We start from the raw sequence: 3,731 nt of genomic DNA, 5'->3' as shown, positions 1-3,731 counted from the left end.
CCACCGCGACGTCCGGGCCGGGGTGATAGGTCAGGCGCCTGGGTTGGCCACCGTCTGCAGGAACCACATAAACGTCAGTGTTGTTGTCGTAGGTACCGGTGAACACGATCATCTTGCCGCTCGGCGAGAAGATCGGCTTGGTCAGCATGTCCATGCCGCTGGCCAGCACGTGGGCCTGACCGCCGGCGCGAGGCATCTCCCAGATTTCGCCGCCGTATTCGAAGGCGATACGGGTTCTGGACATGGTCGGATAGCGCAGCAGGAGCAGGGGATGGTTGGGGTTCTTGACAGGCCCTGTACTGTCGGCAGCCGATGTGGTGGTCGGGGCCATGATGGTCAATGCGGGCGCCATCACAACGCAGGCAAGTGCAGTGAGAAATGATCGTCGCATGGTGACTCCAGGTGCTTGATCGCAGAACGTGCCCTGATGATGGAGCACGGCAGAAGACCACCATAAGCGATGACAGGGCCGGCTGACCCGTGTCACAGGTCATTGTCGGGGACCCGGTGCTGTTTTCCAGAGCCACGCGCATGCATGGTCCCGGATCCCCTTGCGGCATGTGCAGGGGATCGACCTGACCTCTTGCGTTTCGCTGCAATCCTGCCAGAGCAACGCTGCCTGCCGATGGACACGGATGTACAAACAGTGGGGCTACTGGTAGGTGTACACCAGCATGATCGGTCGCTCCCGGCCGTAGGAGTGTGCACGGTCAAGCCTGCTGAAGTCGTGCAGCAAATCCATGCTTTCAAGGTCAGTCAACCGGATGCTATGGATGTCCACGTACTGGGCTTTTTGCAGGGTATTCGCGCTGATCTTGCATCCGTGATACCTGCGCTTTGAGGGCGGAACCGTCTTTTCCGGGGACCATGTTGCAGGCAGCGTGCAGGTCGGCGTCTGGATGGCTCCGCTGAAAGTCATGCGCCCGCCGCCGGATGAGGAGTACGACAGCGTCACTGCAATGGCCAGCAGGCTGGCCAAAAGGATGAGTATCCAAAGGTGTCGCATGGAAAGATCCTCCCTGCAGCGGTTCTGCAGTGGAAAGTATGGCGCGACAACGTTCCGCAGCGAATGATTCAGGTCAAGTGCTGCGTTGAACCACGCCATTGCCTGTCTGGCTGGAGTCAGAAACGGGATCGAGCCATGGGATCGGTATGGCAAGCCCGTCCATTGCGGCCAGAGACAGCACGATGATGCTGGCATCACCGGGTGGGTCAATCCATGGCCTGCCCGTCGGAAAGCCCCGGCACGTCGCTGGACAACGCGCGTGCGGGGAAAACGATGCCCAACTGGAATAAGTTGGGGCTGGATCATCCATGGGCAGGTGTTGTATTGCCTCTACAATCGGGTAATGCAGGGATTCATTTTCTGCTTACCGAGGGTCGCACCGGGTCGGTCCTTTTACGCGATCGTCTTTAGCATATTCATCCAATGGAGCCGCTGAGGTCTGAAGTCACTAGACGACAAACTTCAACCGGGCCGTACATCGATACATGGAGATCCAATGACTGATATTTCTCAAGCCGGCACCTATCGGATGGGCAACCAAACCGTCAATCGCCTCGGCTACGGTGCCATGCAGCTTGCCGGCAAGGGCGTGTTCGGCCCGCCCGCCGATCGCGAGGCTGCGCGGGCGGTCTTGCGCGAGGCGCTCGCCAGTGGGGTCAATCACATCGATACCAGCGACTTCTACGGCCCCTACGTCACCAATCAGATCATTCACGAGGCGCTGCATCCTTATGACGACGATCTGGTCATTGTCACCAAGATCGGCGCCAAGCGTGGCGAGGATGGCTCCTGGAATCCGGCGTTTTCCGAGCACAAACTGACCGGCGCCGTGCATGACAACCTGCGCCATCTGGGCCTGGATACACTTGACGTGGTCAATCTGCGGCTGATGTTCAGCAAGCATGGCCCCGCCGAAGGTTCGCTGGAAGCGCCGCTCACCGTGCTGGCCGAACTGCAGCAACAGGGCCTGGTACGGCAGATCGGGCTAAGCAACGTGACCCCCACTCAAGTCGCCGAGGGTCGCGCCATCACGGATATTGTGTGTGTACAGAACGAGTACAATCTGGTCCAGCGCAACGACGATGCACTGATCGATGAACTCGCTGCAGCGGACATTGCTTACGTTCCGTTTTTTCCGCTGGGCGGCTTCACCCCGCTGCAATCGGCGGTTCTTGTCCAGGTGGCGGCTTCGCTCGAGACGTCACCCATGCAGGTCGCGCTGGCATGGCTGCTGCAGCGCTCACCCAATATTCTCCTGATTCCGGGGACCTCATCCCAGGAGCACCTGCGAGAAAATCTGGCCGCGGCGTCCCTTGAACTGCCCGAGGCGAGTCTTGACCGGCTGAACAAGATCGCTGCATCGCCAAACGCTTGAGATCGAAGCGCCGGCCACGGCATTCGTGCTTCCAGGGGAAGCGACACTGCCAGATCCCTCTGCGCCTGCACGCAGGCGCAGAGGGAAAACGGGATCAGGATTCCTGGCATCCAACTTTGCGCTATCGGGATGGATGCGCGTGCGTCATGGACTCCCGCGAGCCGACGATGCGGGAGGCCCAGGCCAGGCCGAATGAAGCGACCACACACCACCCGGCCATCCACAGCATCTGCGTTGGGAGCTGGACGCCCAGATCGATGAGGGCACCGCTGATACCGGGCCCCAGTGCCGTGGACAGCACCATCGAAGACACGATGATCGCGCGGATTCCGCCCAGGTTGACCACTCCGTAGACCTCCGGCCATAGCGCTCCCAACAGCGTCTGGGTGAACCCGTTGCTGATGCCGAGCAGGAACATGAACAGGTAAACTCCCCAGACGGGCGTGATCAGGCCGACCGCGGCCGAGGCGATGGCCAGGGGAATCAGGAAAAACGGCAGCAGTCGCAAGGCGCCGAAGCGATCGACCAGATGGCCGCACCACAGGCCGAACCCGACCGTGGTCACCGCCATGACCGGAAATGCCGCCGCAAAGACCAGCGGATCGTATCCACGCAGCGTAATCAGGTAGCCCTGCTGGAAAAACACCGTGGTGCCGATGAAGGGTGGCGCCAGGGTACCGGCCAGCAGCAGGTACAGGACCGGGTCGCGGATCACCTCGCCGCGGGTCCAGTCACGCGCCGTGCGCATGTTCGCGGCGTGATGCTCGGTCGAATGCGCCACGCGCTCGACGCTGAGCAGTTTCACGATCAAGGGAAATCCCAGCAGCATGAGCATCGCTGCCGAGACCATCCAGGGCAGCCGCCAGCCCCCCCATTGCGACAGCAGCGCGACGCCGACCGGCAGCACCGCCATGCCGGCCTGCAGTCCCAGCACGACCAGGGACATGGCGCGGCCGCGGTTGGCGGCAAACCAGCGCCCGGTTTCCGTGAAGGCAATCTCGGTCATCATGCCCTGGCCGAAAAGCCGTAGCAGATACAGCGCCACGGCAACCACCGCGAGCTGAGGGGCCAGGGCCAGAAGCAGGCAGGCGCCCGCCAGGGACGGAATCGTGAAGCGCGCGACCTTCCATCCCGGCATCAGGTCCAGGGTGCGCCCGAGCCAGGGGAGGGTGATCGCGCTCATCAAGGTCGCGGCCATGTACAAACCGCCAAATTCGCCGCCGGAGAGATCGAATCGCGCGCGCAGATCGTTGCCGGAAAGCCCGACGAAGAAGGTCTGCCCGAACGAGGAAAACATCGTCAACAGGAAGCATCCACCGATCCAGCGGAGATTGTCTTGCAGGAAGCGAA

3 protein-coding genes and 1 pseudogene are annotated in these 3,731 nt (G+C 61.6%); 1 reads left to right on the top strand and 3 read right to left on the bottom strand.

The annotated features are described in order from the left end of the window. Window positions 1-391 (bottom strand): annotated as a pseudogene (locus PF446_RS10675) (hypothetical protein); the annotation flags it as partial. 261 nt (window positions 392-652) lie between these two features. Beyond that, the gene (locus PF446_RS10670; protein WP_298071404.1) at window positions 653-1,006 is read right to left on the bottom strand and encodes a hypothetical protein; all 354 of its coding nucleotides are present in this window, start codon (window positions 1,004-1,006) and stop codon (window positions 653-655) included. A 496-nt stretch (window positions 1,007-1,502) separates the two neighbouring features. Between PF446_RS10670 and PF446_RS10665 the strand changes: the two genes are divergently transcribed. Further along, entirely contained in the window at window positions 1,503-2,381 is an 879-nt protein-coding gene (locus tag PF446_RS10665; RefSeq protein ID WP_298071403.1) for an aldo/keto reductase family oxidoreductase, read from the top strand. Between the two features lie 121 nt (window positions 2,382-2,502). On the opposite strand, the gene PF446_RS10660 is transcribed toward PF446_RS10665, so the two are convergent. Beyond that, a partial coding sequence (locus PF446_RS10660; protein WP_343224675.1) for an MFS transporter occupies window positions 2,503-3,731 on the bottom strand: 1,229 nt, incomplete at its 5' end.

This window comes from Oleiagrimonas sp., assembly GCF_027858935.1.
Classification (GTDB): Bacteria; Pseudomonadota; Gammaproteobacteria; order Xanthomonadales; family Rhodanobacteraceae; genus Oleiagrimonas.
Note: the sequence above shows the minus strand (reverse complement) of the source record. Positions and strands in the feature narration are given on the sequence as shown.

Coding starts and splice junctions, on each gene's coding strand:
- PF446_RS10670 (WP_298071404.1), bottom strand. CDS start 1,006: ATGCGACACCTTTGGATACTCATCCTTTTGGCCAGCCTGCTGGCCATT.
- PF446_RS10665 (WP_298071403.1), top strand. CDS start 1,503: ATGACTGATATTTCTCAAGCCGGCACCTATCGGATGGGCAACCAAACC.